We start from the raw sequence: 18,692 nt of genomic DNA on the forward strand, positions 1-18,692 counted from the left end.
GGGGTCTCGGGTCCCGAGGATCGGCACGCTTTCGGGCTGTTGCGTCTGACGCGATCCGCTGAGTAATGTGCAACACACCGGTCGTCCTGCGCTGAGCGCGGACGGCGACCGTGGTTCGTCGCAGGCGATGCGTCGTGCGACGTCTGGCGTGTCCTCCACACCGCACCGCCCGACGGAACCCGAGGTGCCGTATGACCACCACCGACCAGCCCGCGAGCCTCATCTCCACCCTGCCGGGCCACTACTACACCGACCCCGCCGTCTTCGCGCTGGAGCAGTCCCGCGTTCTCGAGGACATGTGGTTCGGCGCCGTGCGCTCGAGTGACCTCCCGACACCCGGGTCCTTCCGGAAGGTCCAGGTGGGACGGGAGAGCGTGCTCGTGGTCCGCAGCCGGGACGGGCGGCTGCGGGCGTTCCTCAACGTCTGCCGGCACCGCGGCGCGCAGATCTGCACGGAGGACTCGGGCACGGTCCGGCGGGCCTTCCAGTGCCCCTACCACGCCTGGACCTACGACCTCGAGGGCAAGCTGGTCGCGGCCCCCAACCTGACGAAGATGCCCGACGTCGACCGCGTCGAGTACGGCCTCGTGCCGGTGGCCCTGCGCGAGTGGCTGGGCTACGCGTGGGTGTGCCTGGCGGACGAGCCCCCGTCCTTCGAGGACGACGTCGTGGGCGCCGTCGCCGAGCGCCTCGGGGACGCGCGGGCGATCGACCGCTACGAGCTGGACTCGCTGTCCGTCGGGCGCCGCATCACCTACGAGGTGAAGGCGAACTGGAAGCTCGTCATCGAGAACTTCATGGAGTGCTACCACTGCGCGACGATCCACCCCGAGCTCACCGAGGTGCTCCCGGAGTTCGCCGACGGGTACGCCGCGCAGTTCTTCGTCGGTCACGGCGCCGAGTTCGGGGACGACGTCCAGGGCTTCACCGTCGACGGCGGCGAGGGCTTCGGCCGGCTCCCGGGCGTCGAGGAGGACCAGGACCGCCGCTACTACGCCATCACGGTCAAGCCGACCGTCTTCGTGAACCTGGTGCCCGACCACGTCGTCTTCCACCGGATGTTCCCGGTGGCGGTCGACCGGACGATCGTCGAGTGCGACTGGCTGTACTCCCGCGAGGTGGTCGAGTCCGGCAGGGACGTCAGCCGGTCGGTGGAGCTGTTCCACCGGGTGAACGAGCAGGACTTCGCCGCCTGCGAGCGGACCCAGCCGGCCATGTCCTCCCGGGCCTACGCCCGCGGCGGGGTGCTGGTGCCCTCCGAGCACCACATCGGGCTCTTCCACGAGTGGCTGACGCAGCGCCTGGCGGGGTGAGTCCGCACGCGACGCCGAGGGGCCGGGAGGACGACGTCCTCCCGGCCCCTCCGTCGTCCGGCCGGGCGCGGTGTCCGTGGTCCCGCCTCCCGGGGACCCCTTGACCGCGCGCGGCCGCCGCCCTACGGTGTTGGACGACTGATATACCAGTCCTCATACCAGCTCCACGACAGGGAGGACCCGGCATGGTCGTCCAGGTTGACGTCGCCCCGCCGGCCGTGGGGGACCGCGTGCTCGACCGGTCGTTGGCGGACACCGACCCGGAGGTGTCCGCCGCGATCTCCGCCGAGCTGACCCGGCAGCAGACCACGCTGGAGATGATCGCCAGCGAGAACTCCGCCCCGGTGGCCGTCATGGAGGCCCAGGGCTCGGTGCTGACCAACAAGTACGCCGAGGGCTACCCGGGCCGGCGGTACTACGGCGGCTGCGAGCACGTGGACGTCGTCGAGCAGCTGGCCGTCGACCGGCTGAAGGCGTTGTTCGGCGCGGAGTACGCGAACGTGCAGCCGCACTCGGGGGCGCAGGCCAACGCCGCGGCGATGTCCGCCCTGCTGGAGCCCGGCGACACCATCCTCGGGCTGGACCTCGCCCACGGCGGCCACCTGACCCACGGGATGAGGCTCAACTTCTCCGGCAAGCTCTACGACGTCGCCGCCTACCACGTGGGCCGTGAGGACCACCGGGTCGACATGGCCGAGGTGGAGGAGCTGGCACGGGAGCGGCGGCCCCGGCTCGTCGTCGCCGGCTGGTCGGCCTACCCGCGGCACCTGGACTTCGCCGAGTTCCGCCGGATCGCCGACGAGGTCGGCGCGTACCTCATGGTGGACATGGCGCACTTCGCCGGGCTGGTCGCCGCCGGGCTGCACCCGTCGCCGGTGCCGCACGCGCACGTCGTCACCTCGACCACCCACAAGACCCTCGGCGGCCCGCGCGGCGGCGTCATCCTGGCCACCGCCGACCTGGCGAAGAGGCTCAACTCGTCGGTCTTCCCCGGCCAGCAGGGCGGGCCCCTGGAGCACGTGATCGCCGCCAAGGCGGTCGCCTTCAAGCTGGCCGGGGAGCCGGCCTTCCGGGAGCGCCAGGAGCGCACCCTCGCCGGCGCCCGGATCCTGGCCGACCGGCTCCTGGCGCCCGACTCCCGCGCGGCCGGCATCGACGTGGTCAGCGGCGGTACCGACGTCCACCTCGTCCTCGTCGACCTGCGGGGGTCGGAGCTCGACGGCCGGCAGGCCGAGGACCGGCTGCACTCCGTCGGCATCACCGTCAACCGCAACGCCGTGCCCTTCGACCCCCGCCCGCCGATGGTCAGCTCGGGCGTGCGCATCGGCACCCCGGCGCTGGCCGCCCGCGGCTTCGGCCCCGACGACTTCGCGGAGGTCGCCGACGTGGTCGCCACCGCGCTGCGGCCCTCGGTGGACGGGCAGCAGCTCGCCGGCCTCCGCGCGCGGGTCGCCCGGCTGGCCGACCGCCACCCGCTCTACCCCGACCTGACGGAGGTCCCGCGATGAGCCCCCGCACGCCCGGCGCGGACCTGCCCGAGCACCCGGACGTCCTCTGGCGCAGCCCCGAGCCGAAGCGCTCCTACGACGTGGTCGTCGTCGGCGGCGGCGGGCACGGCCTGGCGACCGCGCACTACCTGGCGAAGGACCACGGCATCACGGACGTCGCGGTGCTGGAGAAGGGGTGGCTGGCCGGCGGCAACATGGCCCGCAACACCACGATCATCCGGTCCAACTACCTGTGGGACGAGAGCTCGGCGATCTACGAGCACGCCCTGCAGCTGTGGGAGGGGCTCGAGGAGGACCTCGGCTACCCGATCCTGTTCAGCCAGCGCGGCGTGCTCAACCTCGCCCACACCCTGCAGGACGTCCGCGACAGCGTGCGCCGGGTGGAGGCCAACAAGCTCAACGGCATCGACGCGGAGTGGCTGGAGCCCGACGAGGTCCGCAAGATCTGCCCGGTCGTCAACACCTCGGCCGACATCCGCTACCCGGTCCTGGGGGCCACCTACCAGCCGCGCGCCGGCATCGCCAAGCACGACTACGTCGCCTGGGGCTTCGCCCGCCGGGCCGACCAGGCCGGCGTCGACCTGGTCCAGGACTGCGAGGTCACCGGGTTCGCCACCGACGGCGACCGGGTCACCGGGGTGCACACCACCCGCGGCACGATCGCCGCCGGCCGGGTCGTCCTCTGCGCGGCCGGCCACACCTCCGTGCTCACCGACATGCTGGGCATCCGCGTGCCACTGCAGAGCCACCCCCTCCAGGCGCTGGTGTCCGAGCTGCTCGAGCCGGTGCACCCCACGGTCGTCATGTCCAACGCCGTGCACGTGTACGTCTCCCAGGCGCACAAGGGCGAGCTGGTCATGGGCGCCGGGATCGACTCCTACAACGGCTACGGCCAGCGCGGCGCCTTCCACGTGATCGAGCGGCAGATGGCCGCCGCGGTCGAGCTCTTCCCGGTCTTCGCGCGGGCGCACCTGCTGCGCACCTGGGCCGGCATCGTCGACGTCAGCCCCGACGCCTCGCCGATCGTCGGCCGCGCCGGCTACGACAACCTCTACCTCAACTGCGGCTGGGGCACCGGCGGGTTCAAGGCCACGCCCGGCATCGGCTCGGCCCTGGCGCACACCGTCGCCCACGGCGAGCCCCACCCGTACGTCGCGCCGTTCGGCCTCGACCGCTTCGTCACCGGCGTGCTCGTCGACGAGCACGGCGCCGCCGCCGTCGCCCACTGAACGCCCACTGCCCCAGGAGTCCTCCGTGCAACTCATCGCGTGCCCGTGGTGCGGCCCCCGCGAGGAGGTCGAGTTCCACTACGGCGGCCAGGCCCACGTCCCGTACCCGGAGGAGCCGGCCGCGCTCTCCGACGAGGAGTGGGCGTACTACGTCTTCTTCCGCGCCAACCCCCGGGGCCGCTTCGCCGAGCGCTGGCACCACAGCGCCGGCTGCCGCCGCTGGTTCAACGCGGTCCGCGACACCGCCACCTACCGCTTCGAGCGCGTCTACCGTCTCGACGACCCCAGGCCGGTGACCCCGTGACCAGCCCCTTCCGCACCGCCGAGGGCGGCCGCGTGGACCGCGCCACCACGGTCGAGTTCACCTTCGACGGGGAGACCCTCCGCGGCCACCCCGGCGACACCCTCGCCTCGGCGCTGCTCGCCGACGGCCGGCACCGGGTCGCCACCAGCGTCAAGCTCGGCCGCCCCCGCGGCATCGCCGCGGCCTGGGCCGAGGACCCGGGCGGCCTCGTGCAGATCGAGGAGCCCTTCCCCGAGCCGATGCTGCTGGCCACCACCGTGGAGCTCTTCGACGGGCTGGCCGCCTCCGGCCTGCCGGGGCAGGGCCGCCTCGCCGACGTCCCCGACTCCGCCCGCTACGACGCGGTCCACCACCACGTCGACGTGCTGGTCGTGGGAGCGGGGCCCGCCGGGCTGGCCGCCGCGCTGACCGCCGCCCGGGCCGGAGCCCGCGTCGCCCTGGTGGACGAGCAGTCCGAGGCCGGCGGCTCGCTGCTGTCGGGCACCGACCGGCTCGACGGCGTCCCGGCGCTGGACTGGGTGGCGGACGCGGTCGCGGAACTGGCCGCGCACCCGGAGGTGCTGCACCTGCAGCGCACCACCGCGTTCGGCAGCTACGACGACGGCTTCGTCCTGGCGCTCGAGCGGCGCACCGACCACCTCGGCGCCGCCGCGCCCAGGCACGTCTCCCGCCAGCGGGTGTGGCGCCTCCGGGCGCGCTCGGTCGTCGTCGCGACGGGGGCGCACGAGCGTCCGGTCGTGTTCGCCGACAACGACCGCCCCGGGACCATGCTCGCCGGCGCCGCCCGCACGTTCCTGCACCGCTACGGCGTGCTGCCCGGCCGCGAGGCCGTCGTGTTCACCACGAACGACAGCGCCTACGACGCCGCCCTCGACCTGTCCCGCGCCGGCGTGCGGGTGCAGGCGGTGGTCGACGCCCGGCCGGAGGGCTCGCCGCGCCGGCGCGAGGAGTGCGAGCGCGCCGGTGTCCGGGTGCTGCCCGGCGCCGTGGTCACCGGCACGCGCGGCGTCGAGCGGGTCACCCACGCCCTCGTCGCCCCGTTCACCGACGGAGAGGTCGGCGCCGCCGGCGAGATCGCCTGCGACCTGCTCCTGGTCAGCGGGGGCTGGAACCCCGCGGTGCACCTGTTCAGCCAGGCCCGCGGCCGGCTCCGCTACGACGAGACCCTCGGCGCCTTCCTCCCCGGGGAGGAGCTCGACGGCCTGTCGGTCGCCGGCTCGGCCGCCGGCGTCCTCGACCTGGCCGGGTGCCTGGCCGACGGGCAGCGGGTGACCCGCCGGGCCCTGGCGGAGCTGGGCATCCCGCCGGTGGGGGAGGACCGGCTGCCCGCCGCCCCGGAGCCCGCCGCCCCGGCCGCGCCGCTGGTCCTGTGGCGGGTGCCGGACACCTCCGGCGCCGGGGGCAGCACCTCGTTCGTCGACCTGCAGCGCGACGCGACGGTCGCCGACATCGCCCGCGCGGTCGGCGCCGGCCTGCGCTCCATCGAGCACGTCAAGCGCTACACGACCATCGGGACGGCGCACGACCAGGGCAAGACCTCCGGCGTCCTCACCTCGGGGATCACCGCCGAGCTGCTCGGCATCCCGGTCCAGGACACCGGCACCACCACCTCCCGGCCGCCCTACACCCCGGTCGCCTTCGCCGCGCTCGCCGGCCGCGACCGGGGCCGGCTCTTCGACCCCGAGCGGGTCACCGCACTGCACGACCGGCACGTGGCGGCCGGGGCGGTCTTCGAGGACGTCGGCCAGTGGAAGCGGCCCCGCTACTACCCGCGGCCCGGCGAGGACATGGAGACCGCGGTCCTCCGGGAGTGCGCCGCGGCCCGCACCGGCGTCGGGATCCTCGACGGCTCCACCCTCGGCAAGATCGACGTCCAGGGCCCCGACGCCGCCGTCCTCCTCGACCGGCTCTACACGAACCTGATGAGCAGCCTGAAGGTCGGCTCGGTCCGCTACGGCGTCATGTGCGGCGTCGACGGCATGGTCATCGACGACGGCACGGTGCTGCGCCTGGCCGAGGACCGCTTCCTCGTGCTGACCACCACCGGCGGCGCGGCCAAGGTCCTCGACTGGATGGAGGAGTGGCTGCAGACCGAGTGGCCGGACCTGCGGGTCCGCTGCACCTCGGTCACCGAGCAGTGGGCCACCCTCCCCGTCGTCGGCCCGCGCTCCCGCGACGTCGTCGGCGCCGTCTTCCCCGAGGTGGACGTCTCCGCCGCGGCGTTCCCGTTCATGACCTGGCGGGACACCACGCTGGAGGGCGTGCCGGTCCGGCTGGCCCGGATCAGCTTCTCCGGCGAGCTCGCCTTCGAGGTCTACGTCAACCCCTGGTACGCGGTCGCGGTCTGGGAGCGGCTGCTCGAGGCCGGCCGCCCGTACGGCATCACGCCGTACGGCACGGAGACCATGCACGTGCTCCGCGCGGAGAAGGGCTACCCGATCATCGGGCAGGACACCGACGGCACCGTCACCCCGCACGACCTCGGCATGGCGTGGGCGGTCTCCAAGAAGAAGCCGGACTTCGTCGGCAAGCGCTCCTTCGCCCGCCCGGCCAACGCCGACCCGCTGCGCAAGCAGCTGGTCGGGCTGCTGCCCGTGGACCGGCGGACCGTGCTGCCGGAGGGGTCCCAGATCGTGGAGTTCCGCGCCGACGGCGCGTTGCCGCCCCCGCCGGTCCCGATGCTCGGCCACGTCACCTCCAGCTACCGCAGCGCCGAGCTCGCCCGCCCCTTCGCCCTCGCCCTGGTCGAGGGCGGCCGGGACCGCATCGGCGACACCGTGCACGTCCCCGTCGACGGCACCCTCGTCCCGGTCGAGGTCACCGGCTCGGTGCTGGTCGATCCCGAAGGAGCCCGCCGCGATGGCTGAGCTGACGCGCACCCACCCCCTCGAGGCACGGACCGCCGCCTTCGGGCGCCTGCCCGAGACCGTCGGCATCGCCGTCGAGCCGTTCGTCGCGATGACCGACGTCCGGCTCGGCACCGTGGACCCCGCGGCGACGGCGGCACTCGGCGTCGCCCTGCCGACGACCCCGAACACCTGGGTGCCGGCCGGCGCGGGGCGGGCCGTCTGGCTCGGCCCCGACGAGTGGCTGCTGACCAGCACCACCGAGGCGCCCGAGGAGCTCGAGGCCCGGGTCCGCACCGCCGTCCTCCCGCTGGGCGGCTCCGCGACGGACGTCTCCGCCCAGCGGATCGGCCTGCGGCTCACGGGGTCGCGGGTGCGCGACGTCCTGGCCAAGGGCTGCTCGATCGACCTGCACCCGCGGGTGTTCGGCCGGGGGAGCAGCGCCCAGACCACGCTCGGCCGGGCGGGCGTCGTCCTGCTGGGCCTGTCCGACACCGGCGACGACGTCGTCGTCCTCGTCCGGTCCTCCTTCGCCGGCTACCTGGCCGACTGGCTGCTCGACGCGGCCCTCGAGTTCACCCACGGATGAAGGACCCCTCTGCCCCCCGCCCCCCGCAGGCTCGCGGCGGGACCCTGCAGAGGGGCCGACCTGATCCTCCGGCAGTCAGGAGCGCAGCAATGTCCGCCACCCCTCGTGTCGTGATCATCGGAGCGGGGATCGTCGGCGCCAACCTGGCCGACGAGCTGACCGCCCGGGGCTGGGACCGCGTCACCGTGCTCGACCAGGGACCGATCCCGCTGACCGGGGGCTCCACGTCCCACGCGCCCGGGCTGGTGTTCCAGACCAACGCCTCCAGGACCATGACGGCGTTCGCGCGCTACACCGTGGAGAAGTTCCTGGGCCTCGACATCGACGGCGCCTGGTGCTTCAACCAGGTCGGCGGGCTCGAGGTGGCCACCACACCGGAGCGGCTCGCCGACCTGCACCGCAAGCAGGGCTGGGCCACCTCGTGGGGTGTCGAGGCGCGGGTGGTCGACGTCGACGAGTGCGTGCGGCTGCACCCGCTGGTCGACCCCGACCGCATCCTCGGCGGTCTGCACGTCCCCACCGACGGCCTGGCCAAGGCGTCCCGGGCGGTCGTCGCCCTGGCCCGCCGCGCCGAGGGCCGGGGCGCCCGCTTCCAGGGGTCGACCCGGGTGACCGGCATCGAGCAGGCCGGCGGCCGGGTGACCGGCGTCCGGACCCCGGACGGCGTCGTCCCCGCCGACCTCGTCGTCTCCTGCGCCGGCTTCTGGGGGCAGGAGCTCGGCGCGATGGTCGGGATGGACGTCCCCCTGCTGCCGCTGGCCCACCAGTTCGTCTGGACCGGCCAGGTGCCCGGCCTCGTCGGCCGCAACGACGAGATCGGCGAGGCGAGCCTGCCGATCCTGCGCCACCAGGACCAGGACCTTTACTTCCGGGAGCGCGCCGACCGCCTCGGGATCGGGTCCTACGCCCACCGGCCGATGCCCGTCGACCTGCGCGAGCTGCCCCAGGGGGACGGCGTCCGCGAGTCCGCGATGCCCTCGATGCTGCCCTTCACCGAGGAGGACTTCGCCCCGGCCTGGGAGCAGAGCCGGCTGCTGCTGCCCTCGCTGCGCTCGTCGAAGATCGACAGCGGCTTCAACGGCGTCTTCTCGTTCACCCCCGACGGCGCCCCGCTGATCGGGGAGTCGCGGGACGTGGCGGGGTTCTGGATCGCCGAGGCGGTCTGGGTGACCCACTCGGCCGGGGTGGCCCGCTCGGTGGCCCAGCTGCTCGTCGACGGCCGCAGCGAGCTCGACCTGCACGGCTGCGACGTGCACCGCTTCGAGGACGTGCAGCTCGCGCCGGAGTACGTCAGCGAGACCTCGCAGCAGAACTTCGTCGAGGTCTACGACGTGGTCCACCCGCTGCAGCCGCGGCTGTCCCCGCGCGACCTCCGGGTCAGCCCGTTCCACGCCCGGCAGCAGGAGCTCGGCGCGGTCTTCCTCGAGGCCGCCGGCTGGGAGCGGCCGCACTGGTACGAGGCCAACGCGCACCTGGTGGACGAGCTGCCCGCGGAGTGGGTCCCGCCGGAGCGCGACACGTGGGCGGGGCGGTTCTGGTCCCCGATCGCAGCGGCGGAGGCGTGGAAGACCCGCACCGCCGTGGCCGTGTACGACATGACGCCGCTCAAGCGGCTCGAGGTCAGCGGCCCCGGCGCCCTCACCCTGCTGCAGCGGCTGACGACGGGGGAGATGGACAAGTCCGTCGGGTCGGTGACCTACACGCTCGCCCTCGACGAGGCCGGCGGCATCCGCAGCGACCTCACCGTGGCCCGGCTGGGGGAGCAGCTGTTCCAGGTCGGCGCCAACGGCCCCCTCGACCTCGACCACCTCCTGCGCCAGGCGCCCGACGACGGCAGCGTGCAGGTCCGCGACGTCACCGGCGGCACGTGCTGCATCGGCCTGTGGGGCCCGCGGGCGCGCGACCTGGTCCAGCGGGTCAGCTCCGACGACTTCTCCCGGGACGGGCTGAGGTACTTCCGCGCCAAGCGGGCCCGGATCGGGGGGGTGCCGGTGACGGCGATGCGGCTGTCCTACGTCGGGGAGCTCGGCTGGGAGCTCTACACCGGCGCCGACACCGGCCGGCGGCTGTGGGACGTGCTGTGGCGCGCCGGCCAGGACCTCGGCGTGGTCGCCGCGGGCCGCGCGGCCTTCAACAGCCTCCGGCTGGAGAAGGGCTACCGCGCCTGGGGCCACGACATGACCACCGAGCACGACCCGTACGAGGCCGGCCTCGGGTTCGCCGTCCGCCGCCAGAAGGAGGCCGACTTCGTCGGGCGGGCGGCACTCGCCGGGAAGGGCGAGGACACGGTGAGCCGCCGGCTGTCCTGCCTGACGATCGACGACGGCCGCAGCGTCGTCCTCGGCCACGAGCCGGTCCTCGTGGACGGCGCTCCAGCCGGCTACGTGACCAGCGCGGCCTTCGGGCACACCATCGGCAGGCCGATCGCCTACGCCTGGCTGCCGGCCTCGGCGACCGTCGGCACGAGGGTCGAGATCGAGTACTTCGGCCGCCGCATCCCGGCGACCGTCACCGCCGAGCCGCTCGTCGACCCGGAGATGACCCGCATCCGCGCCTGAGGGAGGGGCCGGGTCCCCGCCGCCGGCCCGCTCGCGGGCCGGTGGGGACCGGGGCGTCCGTTCAGATGACGGCGCGGATCGTCCGCTCGAAGCCGAGGACGTGCTCGCGGGCGAGCTCGTCGGCCCGGTCGGCGTCCCCGGCGGCGATCGCCCGGAGCAGCTCCACGTGTTCCCGCACGTGCACGTCCACGGTGGGGAGCCGGTCGAGGAACAGGCAGAAGATCCGCGTCGCCAGGTTGTCGTACCGGATCAGGACGTCCTCGAGGTGGGGGTTGCCCGCGGCCCGGTAGATGGTCCGGTGCACCGCCAGGTCCCACCGCATGAGCTCGGCCCGGCCGACCTCGGTGACGTCCAGCTGCTCGATGTGGGCGGCCAGCTCCTCGAGGCCGGCCGTCCCGGTCCGGGGAGCGCGCTCGGCGGCCCGGCGGGCGGCCAGCGGCTCGAGCTGCGCCCGGATCTCGGAGATGTGGGCCAGGTCGGAGATGTCCATGCCGGTCGCGAACGTGCCCCGCCGCGGGTAGGACACCACGAGCCGGTCGCCCTCCAGCCGCTTGAGCGCCTCGCGGACCGGGGTGCGGCCCACGCCCAGCGCCCCGGCCAGCTCGTCGTCGTCGATCGGGTCGCCCGGGCGGATGTCGAGCATGATCAGCCGGTCCCGGATCGCCACGTAGGCCCTGTCCGCCAGGGAGGTGGCGGCCGACGGGTCCGACTCCAGCGGTGCGGCGGTCACGCGCAGATCGTAGAGGCGGACGGCCATCGGGTCTTGCCTCGCCAGAGGGATCGACATACCGTCATCCTACTACTGATATACCAACTGTGTACCTGAGCTGGCGACGGCGGGGGAGCGGGAGGCACGGTGACCATCAGCGCCTTCGACCTCTTCAGGGTCGGGATCGGGCCCTCCAGCTCGCACACCGTCGGTCCCATGCGGGCCGCCTGCGCCTTCGCCGCGCGCCTGGTCGAGGACGGGGTGCTCGGGCGAGTGGCCGGCGTCCGGTGCGAGCTGTTCGGCTCGCTCGGCGCCACCGGTCACGGCCACGGCAGCGTGCCGGCCGTAGTCCTCGGCCTCGAGGGCGAGCGGCCCGACCTCGTCGACCCGGTCGCGGCCGGGCCGCGGGTCGAGACGATCCGCCGCGAGGGGGAGCTCCGGCTGGCCGGGGAGCACCCCGTCGCGTTCTGCGTGGACGACGACGTCGTCCTCCACCGGCGCAGGCGGCTGGACTTCCACAGCAACGGGATGCTCTTCCGGGCCGTCGACGCCGACGGGGCGGAGCTCTGCCGCCGCGAGTACTACTCGGTGGGCGGCGGCTTCGTCCTCGACGAGGACGAGGCCGGCCACCCGGTGCGCGTCGAGGACGCCACGCCGGTGCGCCACCCGTTCCGCAGCGGCGAGGAGCTCCTGGCGCGCACCCGGGAGACCGGGCTGCGGATCAGCGACGTGATGCTGGCCAACGAGCTCTCCTGGCGGAGCGAGGCGGAGGTCCGCGCCGGGCTGCTGCACGTCTGGGCGGTGATGCAGGAGTGCGTGGAGCGCGGCACCCGGACCACCGGCGTCCTGCCCGGGGGGCTGCGGGTCCGCCGGCGCGCGGCCGCGCTGCGCGCCCAGCTGGAGACGCACACGGACGAGACCGACCCGCTCCGCGCGATGGAGTGGGTCACCCTCTACGCCCTGGCGGTCAACGAGGAGAACGCCGCCGGCGGGCGGGTGGTCACCGCGCCGACCAACGGCGCCGCCGGGATCGTCCCGGCCGTCCTGCACTACTACCGCGACTTCGTCCCCTCCTGCTCCGAGGACGGGGTGGTGCGGTTCCTGCTCACCGCCGCGGCGATCGGGCTGCTGTTCAAGGAGAACGCCTCGATCTCCGGTGCGGAGGTGGGCTGCCAGGGCGAGGTCGGCTCGGCCTGCTCCATGGCCGCCGCCGGTCTCGCCGAGGTGCTCGGCGGGACGCCGGAGCAGGTGGAGAACGCCGCCGAGATCGGCATCGAGCACAACCTCGGACTCACCTGCGACCCCGTCGGCGGGCTGGTGCAGATCCCGTGCATCGAGCGCAACGCCGTCGGCTCGGTCAAGGCCGTCACCGCGGCCCGCATGGCCGTGCGCGGGGACGGCCGGCACCACGTCTCGCTCGACAAGGCCATCACGACGATGCGCGCGACCGGCGCCGACATGAAGGACGAGTACAAGGAGACCGCCCGAGGCGGGCTGGCCCTCAACCTCGTCGAGTGCTGAGGAGGCACCCGTGACCCACCCGTTCACGCTCACGCTGAGCTGCCAGGAGCGCCCGGGCATCGTGCGCGCGGTCAGCTCGTTCCTGTTCGAGCACGGCTGCGACATCGTCGAGCACCAGCAGTTCGACGACGCCGTCCGCGGCCAGCTGTTCCTGCGGACGGCGTTCATCTGCTCGCAGGACACCGACGCCGACCGCCTGTCGGCGGGGTTCGGTCCGGTGGCCGACGAGTTCGGCATGACCTACCAGGTCACCGGTGACCAGCCGCAGCGCGTGCTCGTCATGGTGTCCAGGCTCGGCCACTGCCTCAACGACCTGGTCTTCCGCTGGCGGGCCGGCAGCCTCGGCGCCGACCTGGTCGCCGTGGTCTCCAACCACGAGGACCTGCGCCCGATGGCCGAGGCGGCCGGGCTGCCGTTCTCCCACGTGCCGGTCACGCCGGCGACCCGGCGGGAGGCCGAGGTGCGGCTGCTCGAGCTGGTCGACGAGCACCGGGCCGACCTGGTGGTGCTCGCCCGGTACATGCAGGTGCTCTCCGACGAGACGTGCGCCGCGCTGCACGGCCGGATGATCAACATCCACCACTCGTTCCTGCCGGGCTTCAAGGGCGCCAAGCCCTACCACCAGGCCTTCGACCGCGGCGTGAAGCTCGTCGGCGCGACGGCCCACTACGTCACGCCCGACCTGGACGAGGGGCCGATCATCGAGCAGGAGGTCATCCGCATCGACCACACCTTCGACCCGCGCGCCCTCGCCACGGTCGGCCAGGACGCCGAGGCCCTGGCGCTGTCCCGGGCGGTGCGCTGGCACAGCGAGCGGCGGGTGCTGCTCAACGGCCAGAGCACCGTCGTCTTCCGCTGACCCGGTCGTGCACGGCCCGGGATCAGGCGTTCCCGTCGGCCGGCTGCCGGGCCCGGTCGGGCTGCACCCGCATCGGCTCGCCCCGGCATCGTGGGGGACCGAGATCCGCACGCGCCCGCGCCGGCAGGATCGATCGGTCAGCCGTAGACGTCGGCGCGGTGCGAGATGCGCACGACCCTGACGAGGACCTCGTCGTCGTGGATCGAGTAGATGACGCGGTACTGGCCCCGCCGCGCGGACCAGTAGCCCTCGAGTTCGAACCGCAGCGGCTTCCCGACGCGGTACGGGTCCGCGGCCAGCGGCCCGTAGAGGAAGTCGACGACCGCGACAGCCACCCGCTCGGGGAGGTCTCGCTCGATGGCCCGCTCGGCCGCCGCCGAGAGGACGACGGTGTGGTGACGAGGGCCGGTCACCGCCGGCGGGCCGCGAGTGCGGCCCGCACCTCGGCCTCGCCGTAGACCTCACCGGCGGCCATCGCCGCCTCGGCCTCCCTGATGTCCGAGCGCGCTCGGGGATCGGAGAGGACCTCCAACGTCTCCATCAGGGACTCGTAGTCCTCGACGGCGAGGATGACCGCGACCGGAGTGCCGTTCCTGGTGATGGTGACGCGCTCGTGCGTGGCGGCGACCTCGTCGATCACCTGGCTGAAGTGCGCCTTGACCGCCGCCAGCGACTGCGTCGTCATGACCCTTATCCTAGTCAACACGCCACCTACGGTCGAGGAGCCGGGCGGGGGACCGCCGGGCGACGCGGCGCGGAGGAAACCTCCCCGTCGGTGGGTCGACGACGGTCGTGATCCAGCCCCGTGCTGCGACGTGGAGGCTCCAGGTCCCCAGGCCGTCCTCGTCGGGATCGATCGCTGCTGCACCCGGACGCGAGAGCACGACGGCGGTGTGGGCTCGGGCGTGCGAGGGACCCTCGGCAACGAGCGTGCTGCGGAGTCGGCGGGCGAGGTCGACCACGGGGGGCTCGGGTCGCGGAGGCGCGCCGGTCGAGGTCAGGACCTACCCGAGCCTGGGACCGGACGAGTCGAGCCAGAAGAGGGACGGGGTCCGCCCGTCGACTGCGTGCTCGGACAGGACCTCCGCCCACCACAGACTCGGTCCGGCGGCAGGGGTGAGGGGGACAGGTGAACGGCGCGACGGTGACGTGCCGGCAGGTTCGTGCCTCTCACCGACGCCCTAGGACGTCGTCCACGACCGCCGGCTGGACCCGGTCATGCGAGTGACGGCGAACCACGCGGCGACGGCGTGCCCGGCCGCTCGTCGAGCACCGGCTCGCGGCCGCAGGCCGGTCAGCCAGCGGGAGGAGCAGCGGACACCCCGAGAGCCGCCCCAGGCGCCCGGCAGGTCCACCGGAGGAGCACGCCGGATCCACCACAGGACGCGGGTCGTCCGTGGAGTGAGCGCCGTGCTCCCCTCGCGTCGAGGGCCGGATCAGGCGTTCTCGTCGGCCGGCTTCCGGGCCCGGCTGGGCTGCACCCGCATCGGCTCGCCCGGCATCTTGGGGTAGTCCGGCGGATAGGGCAGGTCGCCCAGGCCCTGGTCGGCGGCCTGGCGCTCAGCCAGCTCGAGCAGCGGCTCGATGGAGTAGGCGTGCCCGGCCAGTCCCGCGTGCTTGTCACCGACCGCCCGGAACCGCTCCGGCACGGTCAGCACGGTGAAGTCGGTGGGGTGCACGTCGGGCAGCTCGTCCCAGTCCAGCGGTGCGCTCACCGGCGCGTGCGGCTTGGGCCGGACGGAGTACGCCGACGCGATCGTGCGGTCCCGGGCCATCTGGTTGTAGTCGATGAAGATCTTCTCGCCGCGCTCCTCCTTCCACCACGACATCGTCACGCGGTCGGGCAGCCGCCGCTCCAGCTCGCGGCCGAAGGCGATGACCGCGCGGCGCACGTCGGTGAACGTCCACCGCGGCTGGATCGGCACGTACACGTGCACCCCGCGCCCGCCGGAGGTCTTCGGCCACCCCTCCATGCCGAGCTCGTGCAGCAGCTCCCGCACGTGCGGCGCGACCCACACGGCGTCGGAGAAGTCGGTGCCCGGCTGCGGGTCGAGGTCGATGCGGATCTGGTTGGGCGACTCGACGTCGGTCCTGTCCACCGGCCACGGGTGGAAGGTGAGCGTGCCGAGGTTGGCGCACCACGCGACGACGGCGACCGAGTCCGGCGCGATCTCGTCGGCCGTCCGGCCGCTGGGGAAGGTGATGTGCGCCGTCGGCACCCAGTCGGGCGCGTTCTTGGGCACCCGCTTCTGGTAGAAGGCGTCGCCGGTGTTGTCCATCCGGGTCGACAGCCGGGCGCCCTCGAAGACGCCGCCGGGCCAGCGCTCCAGCGTCGTCGGCCGGTCCCGCAGGGCGAACAGGATCCCCTCGCCGACGCTGACGAAGTACTCGACGACGTCGATCTTCCGGATGCCGCGCTCGGCGAAGTACGGCTTCTCCGGGTTGGAGACCCGCACCTCGTGCCCGTCGACGGTCAGCGTGACCGCGTCCTTGCTGCTCGCCATCCGTCAGCTCCCCGGTCCGGGGCGGCTCAGGCCGGGCACGTCAGCCCGTCCTGGGGCGCCGTGAGGTCGATCAGGTAGGCGTTGACCGCCGCGGTGACGCAGTCGGTCTTCGGGTAGGCGGTGTGCCCCTGGCCCTGCCAGACCAGCAGCGTGCCGGCGGTGAGGTCCGCGGCCAGGTCCTCGGCGCCGGGCAGCGGCGTGACCGGGTCCCCGGAGTTGCCGACGACGAGGATCGGCGCGCTGCCCTCGGCGTCCCGTTCGGGCAGCGGCGTCCGCTCGGCGTCCCACACGCCGCAGGTGTAGAGCCCGGAGGCGGCCCCGGCGCCGAACAGCGGGTACCGCTGCGACCACTCCTGGGCCAGTTGCAGCACCTCCTCCTCGGAGAACGTCTCCTCCTCGGGGGTGTCGGCGCAGCTGATCGTGAAGTCGGCGTCGAGCCGGTTGGTGTACGTGCCGTCCTGGAGCCGGCCGGCGGAGGGGTCGGCGATCGAGAAGAGGCCCGCCGCGTCGCCGTTGCGCGCGGCGGCCAGCGCCTGCGAGAGCTGCGGCCACGACCCGGTGTCGTAGAGGGCCGCGGTGACGGCGGCGACGACGACGCCCGGTGTCGCGGTGCGGGTCTCTCCGGGCGTGCTGCTCGGGATCGGCGTGGTGGCGGCGGCGGTCAGCAGGTCCTGCACGAACGTCCGGGGGTCGCCCCCGATCGGGCACCCGGACACCAGGGCGACGCAGTTGGCGGCGAACGCGTCGAACCCCGCCTCCAACCCCGCGGCCTGTGCCTCCGCGTCGGCCTGCGGGTCGGCGTCGGGGTCGACCGCGGCGTCGAGCACCATCGCGCGGACCTTCTCCGGGAACAGCTCGGCGTAGGTGGAGCCGAGCGTGGTGCCGTAGGAGTAGCCGAGGTAGGTCAGCTGTTCGTCGCCCAGCGACTCGCGCAGCAGGTCCATGTCGCGCGCGGTGGCGACGGTGTTGAAGGTGCCGAGCGCGTCGCCGTACTCCTCGGCGCAGGCGTCGGCCGCCTCGTCCTTGAGCGTGAGGACCTCGTCCATCTGCTGCTGGTCGGTGGGCCGGGGCTCCGCGGCGGTCATGCGGTCCTTGAGCTCGGCGGGCACGCACTCCACCGGCGTGGACAGGCCGACGCCGCGCGGGTCGAAGCCGACCACGTCGAAGCGGCGCAACACGTCCTCGGGCAGCGACAGCGCCAGGCTCAGCCCGAGGTCGGCCCCCGAGACGCCGGGACCGCCCGGGTTCACCAGCAGCGAGCCGATCCGGTCGGTCTGCCCGGCCAGCGTCGCGCGGACGAGGAACAGCGGCAGCGTCGCGCCCTCGGGTTCCTCGTGGTCGATGGGCACCTCGGTGCGGCCGCACTCGAAGGCGAGGTCGCGCTCGCTGCCGGGCGTGCCGGCCACGAGCTCGGTGATCTGCGCGTCGCAGTCGGTCCAGGTGATCGGCGCGGCCTCCGGCTCGGCCGGCGTCGAGGAGGCGGCCGACGAGGAGTCCGCCGACGACGGGTCCGGGTCCGAGAAGGAGCTACAGCCGGCGACCGCCACGAGCAGTCCGGTCGAGGCGGCGAGCAGGCCGCGGCGCAGACGCATGCTCACGACCGTAGGAGGCGCGCCGCGCCGGCCACTCCGCAGGTGCCGGTCACCCGTTGAACACCTCGGCCAGGTCGTAGCGGACCGGGACCTCGAGCTGGTCGTAGGTGCAGCTGCGCGGCTCGCGGTCGGGCCGCCAGCGGAGGAACTGCCCGGTGTGCCGCAGCCGCCGTCCCTCCAGCTGGTCGTACTTGATCTCGACGACGAGCTCCGGGCGCAGCGGCACCCAGGACAGGTCCTTCTTCGCGTTCCACCGGCTCTGCGCCCCCGGCATCCGGTGTTCGCCGTTCTCCTGCACCTCGGCGTTCGCCCAGTCCTGCCACGGGTGCCCGTCGAGCGCCTGGGCCCGGTAGGGCGCCAGCTCCTCCACCAGCTCGGCCCGCCGCGCCATGGGGAACGACGCCGCGACGCCGACGTGCTGCAGGCCGCCGTCGTCGTACAGCCCGAGCAGCAGCGACCCGACGACCGGTCCGCTCTTGTGCCAGCGGAACCCGGCGACCACGCAGTCGGCGGTGCGCACGTGCTTGACCTTGGTCATCAGCCGCTGGTCGGGGCCGTAGGGCAGGTCGGCGTCCTTGGCGACCACGCCGTCGAGACCGGCCCCCTCGAACTCGTCGAACCAGCGCTGCGCGATCGCGGCGTCCCGGGTGACCGCGGTGACGTGCACCCGCTCGTGCCCGCGGTCCAGCACCTCGCGCAGCCGCTGCCGGCGCTCGGCGAACGGCGTCTCCATCAGCGACTCGTCACCGAGCGCGAGCAGGTCGAAGGCGACGAAGTGGCCCGGCGTCTGCTCGGCGAGCAGGTCCACCCGCGACTTCGCGGGGTGGATGCGCTGCAGCAGCGACTCGAAGTGCAGCCGGTCGCCCTGCGGCACGACGATCTCCCCGTCGACGACGCAGCGCTCGGGCAGGGCCTCCTTGACCGCGGCCACGACCTCGGGGAAGTAGCGGGTCAGCGGGCGCTCGTTGCGGCTGCCGAGCTCCACCTCGTCGCCGTCGCGGAAGACGATGCAGCGGAAGCCGTCCCACTTGGGCTCGTAGAACAGCCCGTCCCCGGTCGGGAGCTTCGTCGTGGCCTTGGCCAGCATCGGCTTGACCGGCGGCAGCACGGGCAGGTCCATGCAGGTCAGTCAACCAGCGGACCCCCGCACCGGCAGACCG

Annotated in this window: 15 protein-coding genes; 9 read left to right on the forward strand and 6 right to left on the reverse strand. The window is 73.7% G+C overall.

The features are described from left to right. Window positions 1–191 precede the first annotated feature (191 nt). From ACI798_RS03060 to ACI798_RS03090, 7 genes are all read left to right on the forward strand, one after another. A complete protein-coding gene (locus tag ACI798_RS03060; protein WP_456939839.1) occupies window positions 192–1,313 on the forward strand; it encodes an aromatic ring-hydroxylating oxygenase subunit alpha in 1,122 nt (373 codons plus the stop codon). Window positions 1,314–1,498: 185 nt separating this feature from the next. Then, window positions 1,499–2,821, forward strand: coding sequence for a serine hydroxymethyltransferase (locus ACI798_RS03065; RefSeq protein WP_456939840.1), 1,323 nt, complete (start codon window positions 1,499–1,501; stop codon window positions 2,819–2,821). Beyond that, on the forward strand, window positions 2,818–4,050 hold the full coding sequence (locus ACI798_RS03070) for a sarcosine oxidase subunit beta family protein (RefSeq protein ID WP_456939841.1): 1,233 nt from the start codon (window positions 2,818–2,820) through the stop codon (window positions 4,048–4,050). The genes ACI798_RS03065 and ACI798_RS03070 overlap by 4 nt, the downstream gene beginning before the upstream one ends. Window positions 4,051–4,075: 25 nt before the next feature. Next, window positions 4,076–4,354 (forward strand): sarcosine oxidase subunit delta, encoded by a 279-nt coding sequence (locus tag ACI798_RS03075; protein WP_456939842.1) that lies wholly within the window; start codon window positions 4,076–4,078, stop codon window positions 4,352–4,354. Further along, window positions 4,351–7,221: a 2Fe-2S iron-sulfur cluster-binding protein gene (locus tag ACI798_RS03080; protein WP_456939843.1), complete on the forward strand. Its 2,871-nt coding sequence runs from the start codon at window positions 4,351–4,353 to the stop codon at window positions 7,219–7,221. Before ACI798_RS03075 ends, ACI798_RS03080 begins: the two co-directional genes overlap by 4 nt. Continuing rightward, window positions 7,214–7,789 (forward strand): sarcosine oxidase subunit gamma, encoded by a 576-nt coding sequence (locus ACI798_RS03085; RefSeq protein ID WP_457047199.1) that lies wholly within the window; start codon window positions 7,214–7,216, stop codon window positions 7,787–7,789. Before ACI798_RS03080 ends, ACI798_RS03085 begins: the two co-directional genes overlap by 8 nt. 110 nt (window positions 7,790–7,899) lie before the next feature. Further along, entirely contained in the window at window positions 7,900–10,347 is a 2,448-nt protein-coding gene (locus ACI798_RS03090) for a GcvT family protein (RefSeq protein WP_457047200.1), read from the forward strand. Window positions 10,348–10,408: 61 nt separating this feature from the next. Here ACI798_RS03090 and ACI798_RS03095 read toward each other — a convergent pair whose 3' ends face one another. Continuing rightward, window positions 10,409–11,077: a GntR family transcriptional regulator gene (locus ACI798_RS03095; RefSeq protein WP_456939846.1), complete on the reverse strand. Its 669-nt coding sequence runs from the start codon at window positions 11,075–11,077 to the stop codon at window positions 10,409–10,411. 126 nt (window positions 11,078–11,203) lie between these two features. Here ACI798_RS03095 and ACI798_RS03100 point away from each other — a divergent pair, with 126 nt between their 5' ends. Both ACI798_RS03100 and purU read left to right on the forward strand, forming a co-directional pair. Then, window positions 11,204–12,577 (forward strand): L-serine ammonia-lyase, encoded by a 1,374-nt coding sequence (locus ACI798_RS03100; RefSeq protein ID WP_457047201.1) that lies wholly within the window; start codon window positions 11,204–11,206, stop codon window positions 12,575–12,577. 10 nt (window positions 12,578–12,587) lie between these two features. After that, window positions 12,588–13,436 (forward strand): formyltetrahydrofolate deformylase, encoded by an 849-nt coding sequence (gene purU / locus ACI798_RS03105; protein ID WP_457047202.1) that lies wholly within the window; start codon window positions 12,588–12,590, stop codon window positions 13,434–13,436. Between the two features lie 137 nt (window positions 13,437–13,573). Here purU and ACI798_RS03110 read toward each other — a convergent pair whose 3' ends face one another. From ACI798_RS03110 to ACI798_RS03130, 5 genes are all read right to left on the reverse strand, one after another. After that, a complete protein-coding gene (locus ACI798_RS03110) occupies window positions 13,574–13,849 on the reverse strand; it encodes a type II toxin-antitoxin system RelE family toxin (RefSeq protein ID WP_456939849.1) in 276 nt (91 codons plus the stop codon). Next, window positions 13,846–14,121 (reverse strand): type II toxin-antitoxin system Phd/YefM family antitoxin, encoded by a 276-nt coding sequence (locus ACI798_RS03115; protein ID WP_456939850.1) that lies wholly within the window; start codon window positions 14,119–14,121, stop codon window positions 13,846–13,848. The genes ACI798_RS03110 and ACI798_RS03115 overlap by 4 nt, the downstream gene beginning before the upstream one ends. A 751-nt stretch (window positions 14,122–14,872) precedes the next feature. Further along, window positions 14,873–15,940 (reverse strand): DNA polymerase domain-containing protein, encoded by a 1,068-nt coding sequence (locus ACI798_RS03120; protein WP_456939851.1) that lies wholly within the window; start codon window positions 15,938–15,940, stop codon window positions 14,873–14,875. A 26-nt stretch (window positions 15,941–15,966) separates the two neighbouring features. Continuing rightward, on the reverse strand, window positions 15,967–17,532 hold the full coding sequence (locus tag ACI798_RS03125; protein WP_456939852.1) for an alpha/beta hydrolase: 1,566 nt from the start codon (window positions 17,530–17,532) through the stop codon (window positions 15,967–15,969). A gap of 49 nt (window positions 17,533–17,581) precedes the next feature. Continuing rightward, window positions 17,582–18,652: an ATP-dependent DNA ligase gene (locus ACI798_RS03130; protein WP_456939853.1), complete on the reverse strand. Its 1,071-nt coding sequence runs from the start codon at window positions 18,650–18,652 to the stop codon at window positions 17,582–17,584. Between the last annotated feature and the right edge of the window lie 40 nt (window positions 18,653–18,692).

This window comes from Geodermatophilus sp. SYSU D01045 (assembly GCF_054050295.1).